Origin of the sequence: Campylobacter sp. CNRCH_2013_0855 (genome assembly GCF_025773025.1) — a bacterium.
GTDB classification, from domain to species: Bacteria; Campylobacterota; Campylobacteria; order Campylobacterales; family Campylobacteraceae; genus Campylobacter_D; species Campylobacter_D jejuni_C.
In genome coordinates this window covers 77,493-99,339 of sequence record NZ_JAKMTE010000002.1, presented here as the reverse complement: position 1 = coordinate 99,339, position 21,847 = coordinate 77,493, and the positions used below count along the sequence as shown (strand labels likewise).

26 protein-coding genes are annotated in these 21,847 nt (G+C 28.3%); 20 read left to right on the top strand and 6 right to left on the bottom strand.

All coding sequences use genetic code 11. The annotated features are described in order from the left end of the window. The 4 genes from uppS to truA are packed head-to-tail and all read left to right on the top strand — an operon-like array spanning window position 1 to window position 3,171. Window positions 1–669, top strand: a complete 669-nt coding sequence (uppS, locus tag L8X40_RS01865) for a polyprenyl diphosphate synthase (protein ID WP_087700608.1) — start codon at window positions 1–3, stop codon at window positions 667–669. Then, on the top strand, window positions 666–1,415 hold the full coding sequence (locus L8X40_RS01860; protein WP_263667180.1) for a prepilin peptidase: 750 nt from the start codon (window positions 666–668) through the stop codon (window positions 1,413–1,415). Before uppS ends, L8X40_RS01860 begins: the two co-directional genes overlap by 4 nt. Then, window positions 1,412–2,437 (top strand): LptF/LptG family permease, encoded by a 1,026-nt coding sequence (locus L8X40_RS01855; RefSeq protein WP_214100351.1) that lies wholly within the window; start codon window positions 1,412–1,414, stop codon window positions 2,435–2,437. The genes L8X40_RS01860 and L8X40_RS01855 overlap by 4 nt, the downstream gene beginning before the upstream one ends. After that, window positions 2,437–3,171, top strand: a complete 735-nt coding sequence (gene truA / locus L8X40_RS01850; protein WP_261529676.1) for a tRNA pseudouridine(38-40) synthase TruA — start codon at window positions 2,437–2,439, stop codon at window positions 3,169–3,171. The genes L8X40_RS01855 and truA overlap by 1 nt, the downstream gene beginning before the upstream one ends. Here truA and L8X40_RS01845 read toward each other — a convergent pair. Both L8X40_RS01845 and L8X40_RS01840 read right to left on the bottom strand, forming a co-directional pair. Then, entirely contained in the window at window positions 3,125–4,003 is an 879-nt protein-coding gene (locus L8X40_RS01845) for an EamA family transporter (RefSeq protein WP_214136191.1), read from the bottom strand. The two genes, truA and L8X40_RS01845, sit on opposite strands and share 47 nt — an antisense overlap. A 1-nt stretch (window position 4,004) precedes the next feature. After that, window positions 4,005–4,457: a methylated-DNA--[protein]-cysteine S-methyltransferase gene (locus tag L8X40_RS01840; RefSeq protein ID WP_214125462.1), complete on the bottom strand. Its 453-nt coding sequence runs from the start codon at window positions 4,455–4,457 to the stop codon at window positions 4,005–4,007. 110 nt (window positions 4,458–4,567) lie between these two features. On the opposite strand from L8X40_RS01840, the gene L8X40_RS01835 reads away from it, so the two are divergent. The 11 genes from L8X40_RS01835 to L8X40_RS01785 all read left to right on the top strand — a co-directional run bounded on the left by L8X40_RS01835 (window position 4,568) and on the right by L8X40_RS01785 (window position 15,132). Then, window positions 4,568–5,815, top strand: a complete 1,248-nt coding sequence (locus L8X40_RS01835; protein ID WP_087700614.1) for an ankyrin repeat domain-containing protein — start codon at window positions 4,568–4,570, stop codon at window positions 5,813–5,815. After that, window positions 5,812–6,558: an SDR family NAD(P)-dependent oxidoreductase gene (locus L8X40_RS01830; RefSeq protein WP_263667179.1), complete on the top strand. Its 747-nt coding sequence runs from the start codon at window positions 5,812–5,814 to the stop codon at window positions 6,556–6,558. Before L8X40_RS01835 ends, L8X40_RS01830 begins: the two co-directional genes overlap by 4 nt. A 16-nt stretch (window positions 6,559–6,574) precedes the next feature. Further along, the gene (locus tag L8X40_RS01825; RefSeq protein WP_214100355.1) at window positions 6,575–8,287 is read left to right on the top strand and encodes a Na+/H+ antiporter NhaC family protein; all 1,713 of its coding nucleotides are present in this window, start codon (window positions 6,575–6,577) and stop codon (window positions 8,285–8,287) included. After that, window positions 8,288–9,328 (top strand): tRNA (uridine(54)-C5)-methyltransferase TrmA, encoded by a 1,041-nt coding sequence (gene trmA, locus L8X40_RS01820; RefSeq protein ID WP_261544802.1) that lies wholly within the window; start codon window positions 8,288–8,290, stop codon window positions 9,326–9,328. It abuts the gene before it with no gap. 54 nt (window positions 9,329–9,382) lie between these two features. Next, window positions 9,383–9,805, top strand: coding sequence for a MarR family winged helix-turn-helix transcriptional regulator (locus tag L8X40_RS01815; protein WP_087700618.1), 423 nt, complete (start codon window positions 9,383–9,385; stop codon window positions 9,803–9,805). Window positions 9,806–9,816: 11 nt separating this feature from the next. Next, window positions 9,817–10,989 (top strand): MFS transporter, encoded by a 1,173-nt coding sequence (locus tag L8X40_RS01810; protein ID WP_214125467.1) that lies wholly within the window; start codon window positions 9,817–9,819, stop codon window positions 10,987–10,989. A 68-nt stretch (window positions 10,990–11,057) separates the two neighbouring features. After that, complete coding sequence (locus L8X40_RS01805; protein ID WP_192866647.1) at window positions 11,058–11,417, top strand: CoA-binding protein; 360 nt, start codon at window positions 11,058–11,060, stop codon at window positions 11,415–11,417. Window positions 11,418–11,419: 2 nt separating this feature from the next. Next, complete coding sequence (ilvA, locus tag L8X40_RS01800) at window positions 11,420–12,631, top strand: threonine ammonia-lyase (protein ID WP_087700621.1); 1,212 nt, start codon at window positions 11,420–11,422, stop codon at window positions 12,629–12,631. A 43-nt stretch (window positions 12,632–12,674) separates the two neighbouring features. Next, entirely contained in the window at window positions 12,675–13,166 is a 492-nt protein-coding gene (locus L8X40_RS01795) for a PAS domain-containing protein (RefSeq protein ID WP_087700622.1), read from the top strand. Window positions 13,167–13,251: 85 nt separating this feature from the next. After that, complete coding sequence (locus L8X40_RS01790) at window positions 13,252–13,743, top strand: PAS domain-containing protein (RefSeq protein WP_214125470.1); 492 nt, start codon at window positions 13,252–13,254, stop codon at window positions 13,741–13,743. A gap of 15 nt (window positions 13,744–13,758) precedes the next feature. Next, the gene (locus L8X40_RS01785) at window positions 13,759–15,132 is read left to right on the top strand and encodes a methyl-accepting chemotaxis protein (protein WP_263667178.1); all 1,374 of its coding nucleotides are present in this window, start codon (window positions 13,759–13,761) and stop codon (window positions 15,130–15,132) included. Window positions 15,133–15,148: 16 nt separating this feature from the next. Here L8X40_RS01785 and lon read toward each other — a convergent pair whose 3' ends face one another. Further along, the gene (gene lon / locus L8X40_RS01780) at window positions 15,149–17,527 is read right to left on the bottom strand and encodes an endopeptidase La (protein WP_263667177.1); all 2,379 of its coding nucleotides are present in this window, start codon (window positions 17,525–17,527) and stop codon (window positions 15,149–15,151) included. Then, the gene (locus tag L8X40_RS01775; RefSeq protein WP_214125471.1) at window positions 17,527–18,183 is read right to left on the bottom strand and encodes an outer membrane protein assembly factor BamD; all 657 of its coding nucleotides are present in this window, start codon (window positions 18,181–18,183) and stop codon (window positions 17,527–17,529) included. Before L8X40_RS01775 ends, lon begins: the two co-directional genes overlap by 1 nt. A gap of 177 nt (window positions 18,184–18,360) precedes the next feature. Between L8X40_RS01775 and fliW the strand changes: the two genes are divergently transcribed. From fliW to L8X40_RS01750, 5 genes are read left to right on the top strand one after another with little or no spacing between them, the layout of a single operon-like run. After that, entirely contained in the window at window positions 18,361–18,756 is a 396-nt protein-coding gene (gene fliW / locus L8X40_RS01770; protein ID WP_012661666.1) for a flagellar assembly protein FliW, read from the top strand. Next, a complete protein-coding gene (locus tag L8X40_RS01765) occupies window positions 18,756–19,484 on the top strand; it encodes a pyrroline-5-carboxylate reductase (RefSeq protein WP_263667176.1) in 729 nt (242 codons plus the stop codon). Before fliW ends, L8X40_RS01765 begins: the two co-directional genes overlap by 1 nt. Then, a complete protein-coding gene (locus L8X40_RS01760; RefSeq protein WP_087700628.1) occupies window positions 19,481–19,777 on the top strand; it encodes a hypothetical protein in 297 nt (98 codons plus the stop codon). The genes L8X40_RS01765 and L8X40_RS01760 overlap by 4 nt, the downstream gene beginning before the upstream one ends. Further along, the gene (locus L8X40_RS01755) at window positions 19,761–20,489 is read left to right on the top strand and encodes a type II secretion system protein (protein WP_261544804.1); all 729 of its coding nucleotides are present in this window, start codon (window positions 19,761–19,763) and stop codon (window positions 20,487–20,489) included. The genes L8X40_RS01760 and L8X40_RS01755 overlap by 17 nt, the downstream gene beginning before the upstream one ends. Beyond that, window positions 20,486–20,914, top strand: a complete 429-nt coding sequence (locus L8X40_RS01750) for a hypothetical protein (protein ID WP_263667175.1) — start codon at window positions 20,486–20,488, stop codon at window positions 20,912–20,914. Before L8X40_RS01755 ends, L8X40_RS01750 begins: the two co-directional genes overlap by 4 nt. Here L8X40_RS01750 and L8X40_RS01745 read toward each other — a convergent pair. Continuing rightward, entirely contained in the window at window positions 20,890–21,531 is a 642-nt protein-coding gene (locus tag L8X40_RS01745) for a MarC family protein (protein WP_087700631.1), read from the bottom strand. The two genes, L8X40_RS01750 and L8X40_RS01745, sit on opposite strands and share 25 nt — an antisense overlap. A 48-nt stretch (window positions 21,532–21,579) precedes the next feature. After that, the gene (gene rpsR / locus L8X40_RS01740) at window positions 21,580–21,840 is read right to left on the bottom strand and encodes a 30S ribosomal protein S18 (RefSeq protein WP_039618521.1); all 261 of its coding nucleotides are present in this window, start codon (window positions 21,838–21,840) and stop codon (window positions 21,580–21,582) included. Between the last annotated feature and the right edge of the window lie 7 nt (window positions 21,841–21,847).

The following is a 21,847-nucleotide window of genomic DNA, read 5'->3' as shown; positions in this document are numbered from 1 at the left end:
ATGAATGAATTAAAACATCTTGCTGTGGTAATGGATGGCAATAGAAGATGGGCTAGAAAAAATGGACTTTTAGAAAAAATTGGCTATAGTCAAGGTGCTAAAGTTGTTGAAAAAATCATAGAAGTATGTATAGATGAAAAAATTCAAAATCTAACCCTTTATGCTTTTAGTACAGAAAATTGGCAAAGACCAAAAGAAGAAGTAGAGTTTCTTTTTAAGCTATTAAATAAATATCTTGATGAATCTTTAAATAAATTTATAGCGAATGAAGTGCGTTTTAAAGCTATAGGAAATTTAAGTCTTTTAGACGAATTAACCTTAAAAAAAATACAAAATTTTCAAGAACAAACTAAAAATTACACAAGATTATGCGTAAATTTAGCTATTTCTTACGGAGGCAAGGATGAGATAGTTAGAGCGGTTAAAAAGGTGATTGAAAAAAATCTTGAAATTAATGAAGCAAATATACAAGCAAATCTTGACTTAAGCGAGGATGTAGATTTGTTTTTAAGGGTAGGGAGTGCTAAAAGAATTTCAAATTTTTTATTATGGCAGTCAAGTTATGCAGAAATTTATTTTAGTCAAACCTTATTTCCTGCACTTACTAAAAAAGAAATCGCAAATATCATTACTGAGTTTAAAAAACGCAAAAGAACCTTTGGTAAATGATATTTTTCTTTTTATTATTGGGACTTTGCGTGGGTTCTTTTGTCAATGTTTTGATTTTAAGAACGATTAATAAAGAAAGCACAATAAGTCCAAGATCAAAATGTCCTAAGTGTTTCAAAACTTTGAAAGTTTATCATCTTTTTCCTTTGTTGTCTTTTGTATTTTTAAAAGGCAAATGTGCTTTTTGTAAAGAAAGAATTTCTTTGATTTATCCTTTTAATGAATTTCTTTGCGCGTGTTTGTTTGTCTTTGCTTTTTATTTAATCGAAGATGTTTTTCAAATTTTAATTTTTGCTTGTATGCTAGCTATATTTTTAGCGCTTTCTTGGATGGATTATTATCTAAAAGCAGTGAGTGAGCTTTGGCTTTGGATTTTATTTATTTTAGCTTTTTGTTTTGATTTTTTGCAAAATGGCTTAAATTTAGAGGATTTTCAAGATAGCTTTTTATTTCGAGTGTGTTTTGGGGCAGGGTTAATTTTCATACTAAAAAGTGTGATTAATTTTATTAAAAATTTTAAAAAAAGAGATGAAATTTTAGAAAGTTTAGGGGAAGGTGATGTTATAATAATAGCTTTGATTTTTGGAATTTTTGGCTACGAAAAAGGCTTTTTGATTTTATTTATTGCAAGTTTTTTAAGTCTTTTGATGTTTATAAAAATAGCCAAGAAAGATTATCAAATGCCTATGATTCCTTTTTTATTTTGCGGAATTTTGATTAATCTAAGTGTAGAAAGTATATTATGAAACTAGTTTATAAGTATTTGCTTAATCAGTTTTTAAGCACAATGTTGTCTTTATTTTTTACTTTATTTATTATTGTTTCGATTATATTTTTTATACAACTTGCTAAAATTACTGCTTATATTGAAATTACTTTTTTTGAATTAATCAAATTATATATTTTTCTTTTACCAAAGATATTGATTTTTACTTTACCTATATCTTTTTTCATAGCTTTAACTTTAGCCTTTTATAGGCTTTCTAGGGAAAATGAAAGCACGGTGTTGTTTGCTTTGAGTATAGCTCCAAGTATGATAGCAAGTTTTTTTGCAAAAATTGCAGCTTTAGTAAGTGCTTTTATGCTTGTGGTGGTTTTGGTTTTTATACCTATATCTTTTGAACTTTTTGATAATTTTGTAGATTATAAAAAAATTAGTGCTAAAGTAAGTATAAAAACAGGGGAATTTGGACAAAGATATGGAGAATGGCTTGTTTTTATCGATGCTAAAAATTCTGATGAAACTTATAAAAATATTATAATGTATCATCCAAAGAAAAACCCACAAGATAAAGAACAAGTGATTTTAGCTAAAGAAGGAAAGTTAGAAACAAATGATGGGGTTATTACTTTTAAACTAGATGAAGGAAAGGCTTATGAAATTAAAGAAGAAGATTGGCATATTTCTAGTTTTAAAAATTTATTAATTAAAAGTAAACTTTCTTCTAAAGAATTAAATACTCAAAGTTTTTATGGGTATTGGTCTGATGTAACAAGCAATAAAGAAAAAGCAAAAGAATTTGTTATTTATATTCTTATAGCTTTATTTCCTTTAGCTAGCGTGCTTTTTGCACTCTCTTTTGGTATAGTAACTTATCGTTATGAAAAAGGTTTTGCTTATTTTGGAATTTTTGTGATTATTTTTGCTTATTTTACGCTTTTGATTAGTTTTTATAATCCACCTTTTGTAGCTATTGCTGTGATTTTTTCAAGTTTTTTAATTACTTCTTTGTTTTATTTTAAAGCAAAAATTGCAAGTAAGTATTAATGCTTTTAAAATTAACTTTTTCTTATGATGGTTCTAAATTTCAAGGTTCAGCTACCCAGCCACACAAGCTTAGTGTCCAAGATACCTTAGCGCAGGCCTTGTCGCATTTGGGTATTTATGAAAAGCCTTTATTTGCTTCAAGAACTGATAAAGGTGTGCATGCATTTAATGCAGTTGCTTGTGTCAAAGCAGGAGAACATTTTAAAGATTTTGTATATTTAAAAAATAAAATCAATCATTTTGCACACCCATTTATACATATAAAACATATTCAAAGAATGCAAGAAAATTTCCAAGTGCGTTTTGATGTGCAAAAAAGAGCATATCGCTATATTATAAGTCATGAAAAATATAATCCTTTTTTAGCCTCTTATGTGTATTTTTATCCAAAAATAAATATTAAATTAGCCAAGGAAATTGCTTTTTTATTTGAAGGAGAGCATGATTTTAAACTCTTTCAAAAAGAAGGCTCTGATAATAAAACAAGCATAAGAAAAATGTATAAAACTAGAGTTTATACTTATAAAAATCATACTGTGTTTTATTTTGAAGCAAATGGTTTTTTAAGATCACAAATTAGAATGATGATGGCAAGTATTTTAAAAGTATTAGAAGGAAAAATGAGCCAAAATGAGCTTTTAGAGCAAATCAATGCTAAAAAAGCTCATTGTAGATTTTTAGCTCCTGCTAGTGGTTTGTATTTGAGTAAGATTTCTTATTATAATAATGCATGATTTTTTTATGTATAAAAAATGAAAAAAGAATGATCAAAGTACCTATGCAAAAAGGTAGTAGCTCTACATCTACTCCAAAAATACTCATATTGATAAAAATACTTATAGGTATAATGGCATTATTCATCAAGGCTAAAACCCCGCTATCTACTTCAGTGGAGCCTTTATTCCATAAAAAATATCCAAATCCTGAAGCAATAGTGCCAAGATAAATTAAAGCTATCCAAGAGCTTAAATTGGATGGTAAATTATTATAATCTCCAAAAAATAAAAAAGCAGGTAAGGTTATGCTGGTTGCTCCTAAATAAAAATAAGAAAAAGCTTCTTTTTGACTTAAATTTGCATTTTTTTCTAATAAAATTTTATAAAAACTTTGTCCAGCTCCAAATACTAAATTAGCCCCTTGAATAAGTAAAAAGCCATATAAAAAATTAGAGTTAATATTATCAAATTTAACCACAAAAGCACCTATAATACATATAAAAATACTTATGAAATATAAATATCTAAGATTTTTTGAAAAAAGCCCATAAAAAAGCACAACATAAAAAGGCGTAAAAATAGTAAAAAGTGCTACTTCGCTTACACTTAAATATAAAAAAGAATGATAATAAAATAAATTCATCACGCCAAGTTGCAAAGCTCCAATGCTTATGAGTTTTAGTTTTAAATGCAAATTTATCTTAAAATTTAAAAAAGGTAAAAATACCAATAAAGACAAAAAAACTTTTGCAAATGCTGCAAAAAAACTATCCATTTCTAAGGTAATAAAATGCCCAATCAATGGAAAAGAAAAAGCCCAAATAAAACTTGCTAGCAATAAACTTGGCATTTTAGAGCACGCCTTCTAATTTAAGTAAAGCTTCTTTGATAAATAAACCACCATTATATCCACCTAAGTGATTTTTAGCTACCACTCTATGGCAAGGTATAAAAATTGCAAGTTTATTTTTAGAATTTGCATTGCCCACTGCTCTAAAAGCTTTTGGATGATTGATAAAAGAAGCAATTTCTTGATATGTTTTAGTTTGTCCATAGGGAATTTTAATTAAAGCTTTATATACCTTTTGTTCAAATTCGCTTCCCTGAAGAGCTAGGGGAGTATTAAAAGCAAAAAGCTTTTTGTTAAAATAAAGGTCTAGTTCTTCTAAGGCTTGCTCTAAAATAGCGTGTTTATCTTTGGTAAAATCAGGCTTATATGTAGTAAAATCAACATTAATAAGCTTATCTTTATCACTTTGTAAAAGAATATAAGCAAAACTAGCTTTATAAAAACTTTGATACATATTTTTCCTTATTTTAAAAGCAAGCATTGTATGAATTTTAAATTAATTAATTGTTATTAAAGCAAAAATTTAGTTAAAATAGTGATTTAATTTATATTCAAGGAAAATACTTGAGAATTTTACTATTTAGTTTGATTATAAGTTTAAATGCTTTAGCTTTGGATTATACTTGTGAGTATGTTAAGGAAAATAAGGTTGATTTTTTCAAAGAATTTGAGCCAAAAAATACACAAGATTTTGCTCAAGTGGATTTAAATTGCGCTTTTTCTTTAAAAAATCATCAAATCACAAAAAGATTATATGAGCTTGCTAATGAAATTAGAGGAAGCAATAGTGCTTGTATGGGCGGAGAATATTTTAGCGATTTGAGAAAATTTGATTTTAAATTATTAGAAATTGCACTTGATCCACAAGGTTATCAGAAAACTTTACAAGATCCTATAATACTTGAAGAAAAATTTGCAAAATTAAAAGCTTATTTTAGATTTTGGGCTTATCAAAGTATTGGAAATTTTAAACTTTTTAAGGAATTTTGGAAAGAATACAACAATGCAATCAACCCTTTAACTAAATATTTTCAAGAGGAATTTAATTTAGATAAAGCAAGTGCGATTTATTTTGCTAGTAATGCTTTGAATGAATTTTTAAACTGGGCAGTTGGTGAAACTAAAATTTTTAAAGATATTTCAGATTTTGAAAAATTTGTGGCTAATAAAAATAATTCTTTAGAGCAGATTAAAGAATACATTTATACTAAAAAAATTAGCAATTTAGAATTAAATAATGGTTTTAAATCAGCCTTGTTAAATAATAGAGAAAGTGAAATTGTAAGTGAATTTATAAAATTAGGTGTAAAAATAAATGAAGGTTATGAGTCTGCTTTATTTTTTGCACTAGATAATGCAGAAAATGTTAAGGTTTTGCTTGAAAATGAAGCGGTGGTTGATTATAAAAATTCTTTTGGTAAAACACCGTTGTTTTATGCTGTTGAATATAACAACTATAAAGTTGCTAAACTTTTGCTTGAAAATGGCGCGAATGTAAATCAAAAATATATTAATGATAATGAAAAACTTTCTATTGCTAGCATGGGAAGCAATACTCCATATTTTATTACCTTATGTGCACTTGAGCATACTTCTAAAAATATCTTTATGCATGGGGCAAATTATGCAGATGTAAAAATGCTTAAATTGCTTATAGATTATAAGGCTAATTATAAAGAAATAGATGATTTGGGATTTAATGCACTTGATTTTGCCATCATTGCAAAAAAAGAACAAAATATTAAATTTCTAAAAAAACTTGGTTTAAAAGAAAATGAAAATTTGATGTTATATGAAAAGGCGCAACCATGAAAACTGCTTTAATAACAGGAGTAAGCTCAGGCTTTGGTTTAGAAAGTTTAAAAGCCTTAATAGAGCTTGATTATAAAGTTATAGCTATAGCAAGACGCAAGGAAAGATTAGAAAAACTACAAGAACTTTATGGAGATAAAATTTATCCTATGATGCTTGATGTTAGAGATAAACAAGCAGTTTTTGCGGCAGTTGAAAATCTACCTCAAGATTTACAAAATATTTCTTTACTTGTTAATAATGCAGGTCTTGCTTTGGGTTTAAATGAGTTTGATTCTTTAGATATTGAAGATATTGAGGCCATGGTAGATACTAATATCAAAGGCTTTTTATATATAGCAAGAGCTACTTTGCCTTTACTTAGAAAGGCAGAAAACGCTCATGTGATTAATCTTGGTTCAATTGCAGCAAATGTGCCTTATTATGGAGGCAATGTTTATTGTGGAACCAAGGCTTTTGTAGCGCAATTTTCTAAAGCTTTAAGGACGGATTTACGTGGAAGTAATATAAAAGTAACTAATATCGCTCCAGGACTTTGCAAAACTGAATTTAGTGAAGTAAGATTTAAAGGTGATATTAAAAAAGCTGATGAGGTTTATGAAAATACTAAATATATCAAAGCTGAAGATATAGCAAGAATTATTACTTTTATCATTAGCTTACCTGAGCATATTAATATTAATGAAATAGAACTTATGCCTGTAACTCAAACATGGGCAGGAACTTTTAGCGAAAAAATATAAAAACTTAAGGAAAAATATGAAAATTTTTTATTTACTACTAGCTCCTTTACTGTTACTTGCTGATGCGCAAGCAAATGCAGAACTTTTTGGAGTTTGGACGCTTTTACCGCCAGTGATAGCTATTATCTTAGCTTTTATTACTAAAGATGTGGTGCTTTCGCTATTTATTGGTGCATTAAGTGGCACTTTTATGTTGGGACTTATTGAAAGTAGCATTTATCATGCTATCATAGCTTCTTTTACGGGGTTTATTTCTAAAGTAGTAAATGCTATGGCAAGCCCTGGTAATGCAGGGATTTTATTACAAGTTTTAACTATAGGTGGAGTTGTAGCTCTTATTACAAAAACAGGAGGTACTAAGGCTGTAGCTGTTTGGCTTTCTACTAAAGCTAAGCAAGCAAAAAGCTCGCAATTTGCTACTTGGTGTATGGGGATTTTTATTTTCTTTGATGATTATGCTAATTCATTAATCGTAGGTCCTATCATGCGTCCAGTGACAGATAAATTTAGAGTAAGCCGTGAAAAACTTGCTTTTATTATGGATGCAACTGCAGCACCAATTACTGGTCTTGCTATCATTTCTACTTGGATAGGACTTGAAATTTCTTTAATTCGTAGTGGATATGATCTAATCGATAATGCAACTTTTGCGCATTTGGGTATAGCAAAAGAAGAAATCAATGCTTTTGAAATTTTTGTGCAAACCTTACCTTATAGATTTTATAATCTTTTTATGTTGATTTTTGTTATTTTAACTATTTATACAGGTAGAGAATTTGGACCTATGCTAAAAGCTGAACTTAGAGCTAGAGCGGGTAAATTTTCTCATGGTCATGAGCAAATTGATAATATAGAAGATAAAGTTTTAGAGCCAAAAGAACATGTAAAATTGCAAGCTTCTAATGCTATTATACCTTTGGCTGTTTTGATTGTATTTTCATTTATAGGTTTTTATTTTAGCGGTTATAACGCCTTAGATGATGCAAGTATTAAAGCACAAATTGATGCAGCACCACTTAGTTTATTTGCTTTTAGAGAAACTTTTGGCGCAGCTGATGCTTCTGTGGTATTATTTCAAGCAGCACTTTTAGCTACCATAGTGGCTATTATTTTGGGAATGTATAGAAAAATATTTACTTTAAAAGAAGCTATTGCAGTTTGGACTCATGGTTGGAGAACTATGATTATGACTGTGATTATTTTACTTTGCGCATGGTCATTAGCTTCTGTGATTAAAGATTTAGGAACTTCTAAATATTTAATTGATTTATTTTCAGATAAAACACCTATTTACTTGCTCCCTACGGCAATTTTTATTTTTGCTTCTATTATTTCTTTTTCAACAGGAACTAGTTATGGGACTATGGGTATTTTAATGCCTTTAGCTATTCCTTTGGCTATGGCTGTTGGGGTTCATAATGAATTAAGCGGAGCAGAGTTGCACCAATATATGATTATTAATATTTCAGGGGTTTTAACAGGGGCTATTTTTGGAGATCACTGCTCACCAATTTCTGATACCACGATACTTTCATCTATGGGGAGTAAGTGCGATCTTTTAGCTCATGTTAGCACGCAAATGCCTTATGCTTTGAGTGTTTGTGCTATTAGTATACTTTGTGGTTATCTACCAGTGGCACTAGGACTTAATGTATGGCTAGGACTTGTTTTTGGAATCTTAGCTATGATAGCTTTACTTTTTGTGGTTGGCAAAAAGGTAGATGCATAGATGCATTTTGAAGAAAAAATTGCTTTAAATAAAGCATTGTTTTCTTCTTTATATGATGGAGAAATTCAGTGCTTTAAATCACCTTTAAAAGCTTATAGAACTAGGGCAGAATTTTCTATATATCATCATGAAAATGGGAAAATTTCTTATGCAATGTTTGAAAATAAGAAAAAAATTCCTATTGAAAAATTTGATATAGCAGATGAAAAAATTCAAAAATACATGCCTATTTTATTAAATAATCTAAATGAAAATTTAAAACATAAGCTTTTTGGAGTAGAGTTTTTAGCTACAAAATTAGATTTAAGTGTAACTTTACTTTTCCATAAAAATATAGAGCTAATTACACAAGATTTACAAAAATTAGCAGAAAAATTAAATCTCAAGCTCATAGCAAGAAGCAGGGGTAGAAAACTTGTATTTAATGGGGAAAATTTAAGACAAGCTCTAAAAATCAATACAAATGAATTTTTATATGAGTTTAATAATGATTGTTTTATCCAGCCCAATACTTATATCAATGAAAAGATGATTGAATGGGTTGTATCTTGTGTAGAGAGTGATTTTAAGCAAGATTTATTAGAGCTTTATTGTGGTTATGGAAATTTTACCATAGCCTTAGCAAGAAACTTTAACAAAGTTTTAGCAACTGAAATTTCTAAAAAAAATATCGAATTTGCTTTAAAAAATTGTGTCTTAAATTCTATTGAAAATATAACTTTTACAAGGCTTTCTAGTGAAGAGTTAAGTCAAGCTTTGAATAAAGAAAGAGAATTTAACCGCTTAAAAGGCATAGATTTAGATAGCTTTAGAATATCTCATGTTTTAGTTGATCCTCCAAGAGCAGGACTTGATCTAAGTGTGATTGAACTTATTAAAAATTATGAAAATATCATTTATATTTCATGCAATCCTATCACTTTAAAAGAAAATCTTGAAATTTTATGTCAAAGTCATGAAATTTTAAATTTGGCCTTTTTTGATCAATTTGCCAATACTCCTCATCTTGAATGTGGGGTGCATTTAAGAAAAAAAGCTTAGTATAAGTTAGAATTTATACAAGCTTTGTTATTATAAAAATAGTTGATTTAATCAATTAATTTTTATAAAGGATTTCTCATTTTATTTCAAAAAATTACCTATACAAATAGAAAAATACTCTATAAAGTCAATGAAATTTTAAAACCCTTTGGATTAAAATCAAGTGATTGGAGGGTTTTTGTGTATTTAAATCAGCATGGTTGTAGCACTTTAGCTCCAATATGTGAGTTTTATCAGATGGATAAAGCTATACTTTCTAGAGTTGTTTCTAAATTAGCAAAACTTGAATATATAGAGTTTTTAAAAGCAGATGATAAAAGAGAAAAAATTATTACTTTAAGTGCTAAAGGTAAAGAAATTTTTTTTGATGCAAATGTTTGTATAAGAAAATATGAAAGAAAGATTTTAGATATCTTAGATGTAAAAGATCAGGAAAGACTTTTAAAATTACTTGATTATATCAATGAGAAAATTTAAAAGGTTTTTTCATGGGATTAAGTAAAAAATATAATTTATTTAATATAAATTTTTTCTGTATTTTTGGGATAAATTTTGCTATTTGTCTTGTTTTTTATATGAGTACTATTTCTAGTACAGATTATGTTTTGGGTGTTTTAAATCTTCAAACTAGCACCGCAGGTCTTATCATGGGAGCTTTTGTTATAGGTGCTTTACTCTCTAGACTTTATTTTGGTTCTATAATTGATGATGTTAATATAAAAAAGGTTATAGTATTTTCGCTTTTGTTTTATCTTTTTATTAATTTGATGTATTTGAAATTTTATAATGTATATTTTTTGATTTTGATACGCTTTTTAGCAGGGGTTTGTTATGGAATTTGTTCTTGTGCATGCGGGGCAGCTATTGCTAGGATAATACCTAGCAATAAAAGAGGAGTTGGTATAGGATATTATGCCACAAGTGTTGTTTTAACTTCAGCTTTAGGTCCTTTTTTGGCTATAAAACTTGACTCTATCAATCAATTTTGGCTTAGTTTTTTAATAGCTTGTTTGAGTATTGTCTTTGCATTGGTCTTATCTATTTTTTTAAAAGTAAGAAGATTTAAAAAACATCATCATATAAAAAGAAAATTTAGTATTTATAATTATTTTGAAAAATCAGTTTTAAATTTAGCCTTGGTAACCTTTTTACTCGCATGTCCTTTTGGCGCTATTATAGCTTATATGAGTGCTTATACCCAAAGTTTAAATTTAGCTTTTGCTGGATCTATGTTTTTTGTGGTATATGCTGGATTTTCTATGGTTTTTAGACCACTTGCTGGTAAAGTGTTTGATAAATATGGTGCTAATATAGTGATGATTTTTTCCTTTTTAAGTTTTATAGTGTGTTTGCTTTTACTTACCTTTGCCTCGAGTTTTTATATGATTATTTTAGCTGGAGTTTTTTGTGCACTAGGTTATGCTAATGCTACTTCAAGTGCTCAAGCTTTAGCTATAAAACTTGCACCCAAAGAAAAAATGGGTTTGGCTAATTCTACATTTTTTATAGCCTTAGATTTTGGTATAGGAGTGAGCCCTTATTTACTAGGTATTATAGAACCAAGTATAGGTTTTGCTAATGTTTATGCTTTTTGTGCTTTGTTAGTTGCAATAGCTTTGATTTTATATTATTTGTTGATTGTAAAAAAAGCTTCTTGTTAATTTGATTTTGGATACAATGCTTTAAAAAGGAAAAAGCATTGAGTGATAGTCATAAAATACTAAGTTCTATGAAAAATATAGCCATCATAGGACTTAGCCCTAATCAAGATAAACCTTCTCATTTTGTAAGTAAATATTTACAAGATTTAGGTTATAAAATTTATCCCATCTATCCTAAAGAAGATTTTATTTTAAAGGAAAGAGTTTATAGAAACTTAAAAGATATTCCTTTTGAAGTTGATACTGCTATAATGTTTAGAAAAGCAAGTTTTGCAAATGAAATTTTTGAAGATCTTTTGAGTAAAAAGATTAAAAATTTTTGGATGCAACTTGGCATTATCAATGAAGAAATAATGCAAAAATGTAAAAAATATGGTATAAATTGCGTTCAAGATCGTTGCATTAAAATAGAACTACAAAAAGGATAAACATGGTTGAATTAAATAAAATTTATCAAGCAAAACAAAAAATTGCAGATTTTGTATTAAAAACTCCTTTTGTGCACTCTTCTTTTTTGAGTGAGTTTTTGGAAACTGATGTTTTTTTAAAATGTGAAAATTTACAAAAAACAGGTGCTTATAAAATCAGAGGAGCTTATAATACAATAGCTAATTTAACTAAAGAACAAAAACAAGCAGGTGTAATAGCTGCAAGTGCTGGAAATCACGCACAAGGGGTAGCAATTAGTGCTAAAAAATTTGGTATAGAAGCTGTGATTGTTATGCCTGAAGCTACGCCTTTGTTAAAAGTAAGTGCGACTAAAAATTTAGGTGCAAAGGTGATTTTAAAAGGAGATAATTTTGATGAGGCTTATGCTTATGCACTAAATTACGCCAAAGAACATCATTTAAATTTCATTCATCCTTTTGAGAATGAAAGTATTATAGCGGGGCAGGGTACTTTAATGCTTGAAATGCTTGATGAAATAAGTGATTTAGATATGATTTTGGCTCCAGTTGGTGGGGGAGGTTTGATTAGCGGTGTGGCAAGTGCCGCTAAGCAAATTAATCCTGCTGTAAAAGTTATCGGAGTGAGTGCTAAGGGAGCTCCTGCGATGTATGAGAGTTTTAAAAGTAAAAAAATAATCAATTCAAAAGCTGTTAGAACTATAGCTGATGGTATAGCAGTGCGTGATGTGAATAAAATTAATTTTGATATTATTCTTGAATGTGTTGATGATTTTATTCAAGTTGATGATGAAGAAATAGCTAATGCAGTATTGTATTTACTTGAAAAACATAAAATCACAGTTGAAGGTGCTGGAGCATCAGCAGTTGCTGCACTTTTGCATAAAAAAATAGATTTAAAAAATCATAAAAAAATCGGTGTGATTTTAAGTGGTGGAAATATTGATGTGCAAATGTTAAATATCATTATAGAAAAAGGTTTGTTTAAGGCATTTAGAAAAATGCTTATCAACGTTACTTTGATTGATAAACCAGGTGCTTTAAGTGCTTTAAGTGATGCGATTAAAGAGGCTCAAGCTAATATAGTTAAAATTGACTATGATAGATTTTCAACCAAGCTTGAATATGGCGATGCGATGATTTCAATTACCTTAGAAACTAAAGGAAAGGAACATCAAGATTTAGTTAGAAAAATACTTTATGATAAAGGATTTAATTTCAATGAAATTTTATGATAAATAAAATATAATATTTTGTAAATAAATAATAGGAAAAAAAATGTCGCAAGAAAAAATTTTAGAGCCAGATACTTTAATAACCTCTAAAACAGATTTAAAAGGGGATATTATTTACGCTAATGATGATTTTTTGAAATATGCAGGTTATAAAATGGAAGAAATCTTATATAAACCTCATAATATTGTGCGTCATCCTGATATGCCAAGAACTGTTTTTAAGTGTTTGTGGGATTATATACAAGATGGGAGAGAAATTTTTGCTTTTGTAAAAAATAAAACCAAACAAAATGATTATTATTGGGTTTTTACTAATGTTACGGCTTCGTTTGATGAGCAAGGAAATATTATAAATTATTATTCAGTAAGAAGAAAACCTAAAAGAGAAGCTATACCGACAATAGAGCAAGTGTATAAAATTCTTTTAGAGGCTGAGGAAAAGGGCGGTATAAAAGCTGGAGTTGATGAGCTTGTTAAAATAGTTAGCTCTTATGGTATGAGTTATAATCAGCTAATCTTAGAGCTTCAAAAGTGATTTTTATAAATTTTATTTATAAATTGTTGTTTGTATATAAGATATAATCACTCTCTTTTTTGATTAAAACTGAGGAGATCAAATTATGTCTGTAGAAAAAATTCTAACATCAGATGTTTTGATAACATCAAAAACAAATTTAAAAGGTGAGATTATTTATGCAAATGAGGATTTTTTGAAATATTCTGATTATAAAATAGATGAAATCTTATACAAACCTCATAGTATTATGCGTCATCCTGATATGCCAAGAACGGTTTTTAAATATTTATGGGATAACATTCAACTTAAAAAAGAAGTTTTTGCTTTTGTAAAAAATAAAACAAAATATAATGATTATTATTGGGTATTTGCTAATGTTACTGCTTCGTGTGATACAAACGGAAGTATTTTGAATTATTATTCAGTAAGAAGAAAACCTAAAACAGAAGCCATTAAGACAATGGAAGAAATATATAAGATACTTTTAGTGAAAGAAAAGGATAATGGTGTTAAATCCGGGATTGAAGAGTTGGAAACAATAGTGAAATCTTATGGAATGACTTATAATGAACTAATGATGGAAATTCAAAAATAACTAAAAAGGATTTTTATGAAAAATATTATGTTTATCGGTATTATTTTAAGTATGTTAGGCTGTGGAATTTCTTTGTTTTTTACAGAATTTATTTCCTCTGGATTTTTTTTAGTTTTGTTTTTGTTGCTTATATGCAATTTATTTATCTTAAAAAAGGAAGAGGAATTTAGTGATAAAATTTTACATCTCAGTAGAGAGCTAAAAAATGGTAATTTTGATTCAAGAATTGTATATATTAAATGCAATAATAAAAAACTAAAAGAAATTGCGGATAATCTTAACAATACTATAGATGGTTTAGAAGCTTATTTGAGAGAAATTAATACTTCTATTGCTTGTTCGCAAAAAGGAGAATATTTTAGAAGGGCTATTCCTGAAGGTTTAAAAGGAATTTTTGTTCATAATATTAATTTTATCAATAAAGCTTTGGATGATATAGAAAAAACAGGAAAATCTGTTTTTAAAAATGCTTTATCGAGAGAATTGATGGATTTAAGTTTAAATAGTCAAAATAAAAATTTAAATGATTTATCTTCTGCATTAAACGGGATTATTAAATTAATGAGAGAAGTTTTTGGTGATATTAAGATTATTTCAGATACTGCTCAAAAAAATGGTCTAGAGGTTGGCAACTTGCAAGATTCAATTTCCTCTATGATGCAGGTAGCTGATGAAAGTAAAAACGCTGTTGATACTTTTGCTTCAAATGCTCAAAGCATTAATGCGATTGTTGAAGTTATTAGAGATATAGCAGATCAAACCAATCTTCTTGCACTAAATGCGGCTATTGAGGCTGCTCGTGCAGGAGAGCATGGTAGAGGTTTTGCGGTGGTTGCGGATGAAGTAAGGCAACTTGCAGAAAAAACTCAAAAAGCAACAGGTGAGATTACTTTAGCAATTCAAGTAATGAATCAGGAAATTAGCTCTATACAAGAAAATAGTGAAAAGGTATTTGATATTGCAAATTCTTCTAATAGTAAAATTGCTGATTTTAGTGAAGCATTTAGGGAATTAGAGGATAAAAGTTCCCATTTAGGAAAAGAATTTGTTAGTTTTGCTTCTGATTTGACTTTATCAGCTATGAAAATAGATCATATTTTATATAAATCAGATGTATATTTAACACTTAACGGTTCACAAGAGAAACTTCAAAATTTAGATCCTATTTCTACTTTATGTAAAGATGAAGATGCTAAAAGTATTTTCTGTCCTTTAATTTCTCAAAGCGAAATGGACTCTAAAAGTGAAAAAATACAACATTCTGCAAATAAAGCCATAGAAGTAGCTAAAAAAGAAAATATAACAAAAGAAGATTATGATTCAATTATTAGTGATATAAGAGAGTTAGAAAAAGACAGCAAGTTGATTATGGATAAACTAGAAGCTTAATAAGCTTCTAGTTTTTTTACACAAGAGCTATTTTTAATACTTCATTTAAAGTTTTTACCCCAATTATTTTCATATTTTCTATTACTTCCTCTGGGATATCTTTTAAGTCTCTTTCGTAATTTTTATGTGGGATTATGGTCGTTTTAATATCAGCTTTGTAAGCAGCAATTAATTTTTCTTTTAAGCCACCTATTGGTAAAACATTACCCATTAAGTCAATCTCTCCTGTCATTGCAACATCAGATCTTACTTTTTTATCACTAAAAATAGAAGCAATAGCTGTAGTAATTGTTATGCCTGCACTTGGTCCATCTTTTGGTGTTGCGCCATCTGGAACATGAATATGAAGATTATATTGATTGTAAACACTCTCATTTTCTTTATAAAAAAGATTTTCAGGTACTATAATTTGCTTTTCATCAATTAAATTTTTAATAAGACTTTGGGCAATTTTTGCTGATTCTTTCATTACATCACCCAAACTTCCTGTAAGAGTTAGCTCGCCTTTACCTTTGATTTTAATAGTTTCTATTTTTAATACATCTCCACCCACTGCAGTCCATGCAAGTCCATTTACTTGTCCGATTTTGTTTTCTTTTTCATGTTTTTCTATTTCAAAGACTTTTTTGCTTAAAAAATCTTTTAAATTTTTAGTATTGATTTGAATGTGTTTAGTATTTTCCTCTAAAAGAAGTTTTTTAACACATTTTCTACAAACTTCAGCAATCTTTCTTCTTAAATTTCTTACACCTGATTCTCTAGTATATTCATTTACTATTAATTCTATAGCATCATCATCAAAGCTAATTTCTTTTTCCTTGAGTCCATGTTTTTTTATTTCATCAGGTATGAGATAGTTTTTGGCTATTTGGAATTTTTCTTGAGGAGTGTAAGAGCTAAGCTCTATAAATTCCATTCTATCTTTTAAAGCAGCAGGTATTAAGCTTGCATCATTTGCAGTAGCTATGAAAATGATTTTACTTAAATCGATGTTGAAATTTAGATAATAATCCCTAAATTTAGTATTTTGTTCAGGATCTAAGATTTCAAGTAAAACCGCACTTGGATCTCCTCTATGGTTGCGACTTAGTTTATCAATTTCATCAAGCACAACAACAGGATTGCTTTGTTTAGCTTCTATAAGTCCTTGTATAATACGTCCTGGCATAGCTCCTATATAGGTTCTTCTATGTCCTCTTAATTCATTAACATCCTCTAAACCGCCTAAAGCTATGCGCACCAACTCTCTTTTTAGTGCTTTTGCGACCGAATTTGCTAAAGAAGTTTTACCAACACCTGGAGGTCCAACTAAACATAAAATAACTTTAGCACCATCTCTATCTTTGATTTTGCGTTTTTCTAAAAGTTCTTTAACGGCAAAGTATTCTTCAATGCGTTCTTTTGGTTTTTCTAATGCATAATGATCACTGTTAAGTTGTGAAGACACATCTTTTAAATTAAGTTTTTTCTTTGAAGAGTGCTCAAAAGGTATATCTAAAACTGTCTCTATGTAAGTTTGCACCATAGATGCTTCTGAATTATCTTGATGAATTCTTTCATATTTTTGAATTTGTTTTTTGATTTCTTTGTAAGCTTCTTCATACATAAAAGCTTTTTTCTTTTCTAATTTTTTATTATATTCTTCTACTTCACTTTCTTTTTGTATATCACTTCCAAGTTCTCTTTGAATTTGTTTGAGTTGTTCTTTTAAGAAATATTCTTTATTGACTTTGTCTATTTTAGAATGAACTTTGTTTTTGATTTCTTTTTGGATTTTATTTGCTTCAATTTCTTTAGCTAAATAATCAATTAAATTTAAAAGTTTTGTTTCCAAGTTTGTTTCAATAAAAAATTCATATGCTTGTTGCTTTTTGATTTTGATAGAATTTAGTATCAAATCACAAATTCTACTAGGCTCAACATCTTCTTCTATGGTTCTTAAAAGATCAGGTGGAAAATAATGACTCACAGTAGATAAAGCTTTAGCCTTTTCTCTTACTACTTCAATGATGGCCTCTTTTTTTGTGTTGCATAATGGTTCTTGGTGGATTAAATCAACTAGAGCAAATAAAGGATCATCTGAGATCTTCTCAATAATCTTAGCTTTAGCATAACCTTGAAATAAAATTTTAATCCTACCATCAGGCAGTGGAACTTTTCTCATTATAGTCCCTATTACCCCGCAATCATAAATATCATCAAAACCACGCCCACCTTCAATTTTTGATGGCGCTACAAAAATCATGCTTTCATTTTGCAAAGCAGTATCTAAGGCTTTGATATTTTGCATGTCATTTAAAAAAATCGGTGTTATCATAAAAGGGTATAAAAAAAGCTCATCTTCCACAAGAACGGGAAGTTTTGTTGGATAGTTTTGAGTATTTTCTAATTTCATTACATTATACCTTCTTCAAATATTTTTCTATACCATGGAAGTTCTGGTTTGATCATATCGATTTTATTAAAATCGGAATTTTCTATTTTTTGCTTATAAATCTCATAGCTTTGCTCTCTATTTTTTTTCTCGTACAACTCTGCTATACTTGTATCAAGATAAAAAACTGCAAGATTAAATTTAGTAAGCATGGTGTCAATTAGATCATTATATTGCACATTAGGGTAGTTTTGATTGTATTCATTGATTTCTTCTATTGTTTTTAGCATTAGTGCTTGGTTGCGATTTGGCACAGCAAAAGAGTCGAATTTGGCTTTGATTTTTAAATATCTTATATAAGCTACATTTTTTGAATCACCAAATTTATTTAAGTATTCATCAAGATAAAAATTTGCCATTTCATATTCTTCTTCGCTTATATGAGCTTGAGCTAATATAAGTAAAGTTTGCTCTAATAATGGATCAGCAATATGCTCAGCTGCCATTGAAGTATAGTGTTTATCAGCTGCTTCAAGATTTTTTTCTTGCAAATCTTTTATAATTTGTTGATACCATTCCATTGAGCTTAGATTATATAAATCTTCAGCTTTTTTTGAGCTGCATGCCCCTAAAAATAAACTCGCAATAATAAGTGAAAAAATAAAAAGTTTTTTCATAGTGTTACCTTATAAATTTTTGATAATTTATAATTATAGTGTTTTTATGTTTATGAAAATGTTAATTTTTAAAACTAAAATTATATTCAAAAACTTTTAATTAGTGTAATTTTAAAGTTGGAACTAAAATTGCTTTATGAGTTGTAATTTCTTAGTCAATAGATTTTAGGAGGCAAGATGAACTTAGAGGTTAAATGTCCTATTTTAGGGTTTGAAGATACCAAAAATATGAACTTTTATAAAATAGATGAGGTTTTTTATAGACTTAAAAGCCTTGATGGTAAAGATTTTTCTTTTGTGATGATTGATCCTTATATGATCCGTCCTGATTATGATTTTGAAGTGCCTGATTATTATCAAGAATTGCTAGCTTTAAATGAGCAAACTAATTTTGGAGTATTTGTTATCGTAGCTATTAATGAACCATTAGAAGAATCTACGGTAAATTTTTTAGCACCTGTTGTGATGAATTATGATAATAATTCTTTAGTGCAAGTGATTTTAGATACAAGTAAATATCCTAATTATTTTCAGTCTGAAAAGATTTCAGCTTTTATTAAACAAACAAAATAATGTCTGAAATTTATATTTTAGGAAATGGTGCTATGGCAAATGCTATAGCTAAAGGTTTGAAAGATACTTATAAAGTAGTTGTTGTTGCTAGAGATTTAAAAAAAGCTAGTAGCTTAAATCTAGAAGTTTTATCTTATGAAGAATTTGACATAGAAGATAAAAATGTTATTTTAGCATTTAAACCTTATGCTTTAGAAGAAGTAGCTATAAAATTAAAAGGTAAGGCAAAGTGGCTCATTTCAGTTTTAGCAAATACTACTTTTGAGCGACTTCATTGTATTAATGCGCAAAATTATATAAAAATTATGCCAAATACAGCAGCTGAATTTAAAGCCTCAGCGACCGCGTATTTAATGGAAAATGATTTATATAAAGATGAAATTTTATCTTTGCTAAATACTTTTGGTAGAGCCATAAATTTACAAAATGAAAAAGAATTTGATGTGGCTATGGTTTTAAGTGGTTGTGCTCCTGCGTTTTTGGCTTTGGTCGCAGAAAGTTTAGCAAATGCAGGTGTGAAAAATGGTTTAAAAAATGAACTTAGTTATGAACTTGCTCGTGCAAGTTTTGAAAGTTTTAGCACTTTGTTTAATCATGCACATCCTGCTATTATTAAAGAAAAAATTTGTTCTCCAGCAGGAGTAACTATAAAAGGAATTGAAGCTTTGGAAAAAAGAGCTTTACGCGGTGCTTTTTTTGAAGCTTTTAATGCAAGTTTAAATAAATGAAGCAAGCTTTTAGTCTCCTAGAGCTTGCTTTTTGTATTGTAATTTTATCTTTTATTTTTGGATCTTATTATCTTGTATTTGCAAATAAATCTTTAAATGTTATATGGCAAAATCAAACCCTTTTTAATGAAGAAAAAGAATTATTTATGCAAAATCCTTCATATAAAGCAAAAGAAATACATATAAATACTTATAACTTTTTAGAATACACTAGTAATGAGTTTAAACTTAAATCTTTAAAAATAAAAGATTTATCCTACAAAGAAGCTTTTATAGATGAAAAAAGCTTTTAGCTTGTTAGAGCTTGCACTAAGCCTTGTTATCTTGGGCATATTGATTACCATCTTAAGCAATCCGGCTATACATCTTTATAATCATAGTTATAAAATTAAAAATTCCAACACAGTATTTTTAAATTTAAACCAAACTTTGCTTAGTATGGAAAAATTTTATCATTCTTGTTTAAATGTGACATTGACAAGTAGCTCTTTTGAATGTTATATGAGTGCAAATGATGATATTTTTTATGATATATCGTTAAAAAAGTTAAATTTTAGTGGTGTTATTTTAGAAAATAATGAAAGTTTTTTTAGTCCAAAAAGCAATTTGCATTTTGTAGAAAATGGAAGCTCTAAAGGAATTTTAAGTAATTATAAAGATATGCATAGTGAAAAAAAGTTAAAAATATATGCTAATGATTATATGTATTTTTATGATATAAAAAAATCAAAAATTTATAAAGTGCTAGTTAGCGATAGAGAGAAAATATATTTTATTAATGAGAATTTTATTGGATTTTATACTATTTTATATGCTTATATTATGGTATATTTTGAAAATGAAAATATTTATATACAAATAGATGATTTAAATCATAACAAACGATCTTTTTTGCTAGCTCAAAATATTTCAAAGCTTATTTTCAAACAAGATGATAAGGCGCTAAAAGTTTTAATATGCGATAAAAGTCAAAATGAATGCTTATCTAAGTGGATGTTTTTATGAAAAAATCTTTTGCTATGGTTTATACAATATCTTTTATTATATTTATCTCTTTTGTTATGATATTTATAATAAAAATTTCTTCATATTCTCCAAGAATTATGAAAGATTTAACTCTTTATACTCAAGGAAAGATTTTACTCCATGATGCAAAAGAGCTTTCTAAATATTTTTTATATCAAGCCTATTTAGAGGGTAAAGAATGCTTAAATGAATATAATTTTGAATATAATAATATAAAAATACGAATTGATTATGCTTATCCTTTAGGTGAGTGTAAAGGATACAAATTGATAGCAAATAATGCTAATGCAAAAAGCATTGTAGCAATAAATATTAGCGTTTTGTTAAATGATAATAAAACAGTAAATGAAGAAGTGTTTTTACAAAAAAGTTTTTTTATTTATCCTAAATTAGATTGGATGTAAGTTTGAACCCCAATAGCTATCATTTTCACTCCCATAGCCATAATAAAAACTAAAGCAATGCGTGAAAAAACATAAAGCACAAGCTTTCCTATGACTTTTTCAATAGTAGCTGAAAAGTGGAACAAGGCAAAAATAAAAGCAAAGGTAAGTAATACAGAAGCTACAGCTATGGCTAAATTTTGATCTTCTGAAATAACCACTATAGTAGAAAGTGTTCCAGGACCTACTAGCATAGGAAATGCCATTGGCACTATACTTTTTTTTAATAATTCTTTATGGCTTAATCCTTGATAGTGTTGAAATTGAGAACTTGATGGAGTAAAAAGTAAGTTTTTAGTGCTCATAATGATTAAAATCAAACCACCTGCAACTCTTAAATCATTAATATCTATTTTAAATAAATATTTCATGATAAACGGTCCAGAAAGTAAAAAAACTAAAACAATACAAAATGCAGTATAAATGATATTTCTAAAAAGTTTTTTTCTTGTATCAGCATCTAAGCCCTCAGTCATTGCGAGAAATTGAGGAAGATTTCCAAAAGGATTTAAAACTGCTATAATAGCAACAGAAGCAAGCAAAATAACATAAATTTCAGATTCTATATCTGAAAACATAAAACAACCTTTTATTTTCCCAAGCTAAAAAGCTTGGGATTGATTTAATTATAATCCTTCAAAAGGATTAGTAACAACTTCTTTTCTATCTACGATATAAGGGATCAGCGCTACATGTCTTGCGCGTTTAATAGCAACTTCAACCATTTCTTGGTGTTTTTTGCTAGTGCCTGTTAAACGGCGTGGCATGATTTTAAATCTTTCTGATAAAGCATGTTTTAACAATGCTGTATCTTTATAATCGATGAAATCAACTTTAGCTTCAGTGTATTTGCAATATTTACGTGAATATTTTCTTTTTTCTGCCATGATTTTT

Excerpts from the sequence above, each read along its gene's own strand:
- uppS (WP_087700608.1), top strand. The coding sequence starts at position 1 with ATGAATGAATTAAAACATCTTGCTGTGGTAATGGATGGCAATAGAAGA.
- L8X40_RS01860 (WP_263667180.1), top strand. The coding sequence starts at position 666 with ATGATATTTTTCTTTTTATTATTGGGACTTTGCGTGGGTTCTTTTGTC.
- L8X40_RS01855 (WP_214100351.1), top strand. The coding sequence starts at position 1,412 with ATGAAACTAGTTTATAAGTATTTGCTTAATCAGTTTTTAAGCACAATG.
- truA (WP_261529676.1), top strand. The coding sequence starts at position 2,437 with ATGCTTTTAAAATTAACTTTTTCTTATGATGGTTCTAAATTTCAAGGT.
- L8X40_RS01845 (WP_214136191.1), bottom strand. The coding sequence starts at position 4,003 with ATGCCAAGTTTATTGCTAGCAAGTTTTATTTGGGCTTTTTCTTTTCCA.
- L8X40_RS01840 (WP_214125462.1), bottom strand. The coding sequence starts at position 4,457 with ATGTATCAAAGTTTTTATAAAGCTAGTTTTGCTTATATTCTTTTACAA.
- L8X40_RS01830 (WP_263667179.1), top strand. The coding sequence starts at position 5,812 with ATGAAAACTGCTTTAATAACAGGAGTAAGCTCAGGCTTTGGTTTAGAA.
- L8X40_RS01825 (WP_214100355.1), top strand. The coding sequence starts at position 6,575 with ATGAAAATTTTTTATTTACTACTAGCTCCTTTACTGTTACTTGCTGAT.
- trmA (WP_261544802.1), top strand. The coding sequence starts at position 8,288 with ATGCATTTTGAAGAAAAAATTGCTTTAAATAAAGCATTGTTTTCTTCT.
- L8X40_RS01810 (WP_214125467.1), top strand. The coding sequence starts at position 9,817 with ATGGGATTAAGTAAAAAATATAATTTATTTAATATAAATTTTTTCTGT.
- L8X40_RS01805 (WP_192866647.1), top strand. The coding sequence starts at position 11,058 with ATGAAAAATATAGCCATCATAGGACTTAGCCCTAATCAAGATAAACCT.
- ilvA (WP_087700621.1), top strand. The coding sequence starts at position 11,420 with ATGGTTGAATTAAATAAAATTTATCAAGCAAAACAAAAAATTGCAGAT.
- L8X40_RS01795 (WP_087700622.1), top strand. The coding sequence starts at position 12,675 with ATGTCGCAAGAAAAAATTTTAGAGCCAGATACTTTAATAACCTCTAAA.
- L8X40_RS01790 (WP_214125470.1), top strand. The coding sequence starts at position 13,252 with ATGTCTGTAGAAAAAATTCTAACATCAGATGTTTTGATAACATCAAAA.
- L8X40_RS01785 (WP_263667178.1), top strand. The coding sequence starts at position 13,759 with ATGAAAAATATTATGTTTATCGGTATTATTTTAAGTATGTTAGGCTGT.
- lon (WP_263667177.1), bottom strand. The coding sequence starts at position 17,527 with ATGAAATTAGAAAATACTCAAAACTATCCAACAAAACTTCCCGTTCTT.
- L8X40_RS01775 (WP_214125471.1), bottom strand. The coding sequence starts at position 18,183 with ATGAAAAAACTTTTTATTTTTTCACTTATTATTGCGAGTTTATTTTTA.
- fliW (WP_012661666.1), top strand. The coding sequence starts at position 18,361 with ATGAACTTAGAGGTTAAATGTCCTATTTTAGGGTTTGAAGATACCAAA.
- L8X40_RS01765 (WP_263667176.1), top strand. The coding sequence starts at position 18,756 with ATGTCTGAAATTTATATTTTAGGAAATGGTGCTATGGCAAATGCTATA.
- L8X40_RS01760 (WP_087700628.1), top strand. The coding sequence starts at position 19,481 with ATGAAGCAAGCTTTTAGTCTCCTAGAGCTTGCTTTTTGTATTGTAATT.
- L8X40_RS01755 (WP_261544804.1), top strand. The coding sequence starts at position 19,761 with ATGAAAAAAGCTTTTAGCTTGTTAGAGCTTGCACTAAGCCTTGTTATC.
- L8X40_RS01750 (WP_263667175.1), top strand. The coding sequence starts at position 20,486 with ATGAAAAAATCTTTTGCTATGGTTTATACAATATCTTTTATTATATTT.
- L8X40_RS01745 (WP_087700631.1), bottom strand. The coding sequence starts at position 21,531 with ATGTTTTCAGATATAGAATCTGAAATTTATGTTATTTTGCTTGCTTCT.
- rpsR (WP_039618521.1), bottom strand. The coding sequence starts at position 21,840 with ATGGCAGAAAAAAGAAAATATTCACGTAAATATTGCAAATACACTGAA.